Origin of the sequence: Cobetia sp. SIMBA_158, assembly GCF_046566945.1 — a bacterium.
Taxonomy (GTDB): Bacteria; Pseudomonadota; Gammaproteobacteria; order Pseudomonadales; family Halomonadaceae; genus Cobetia; species Cobetia amphilecti.
In genome coordinates, this window is sequence record NZ_JAWJYL010000575.1 from 1 (window position 1) to 261 (window position 261).

Annotated in this window: 1 protein-coding gene; it reads left to right on the forward strand. The window is 33.3% G+C overall.

The window, feature by feature from the left end; translation table 11 throughout:
• Positions 1-261: hypothetical protein (locus R2R70_RS21130; RefSeq protein WP_410979071.1), on the forward strand; the 261-nt coding region annotated here is incomplete at both ends.

Here is a 261-nt window from a genome sequence, read left to right on the forward strand (position 1 = left end):
GTATTGACTTTACTCAAGAAAATGCTATTTCGAGTATCACTGATGTAGAGTTAAAAGCGAAGCTCGAGCAATTAACCGAATCGCAAATTAAATCCCTAGAAAGTTTAACGGAAGAGGATTTAAAAAACTTTAAAGATTTAGCCGAAATGAATATTGCTCGGAAAGATTATTTAAATGCTAAAGAAGAATACGAAGCTGCCGAGAAGCGTGTTACAAATGCTAATAACACATTAACAACTGCACATTTAAATGTTCTTGAAG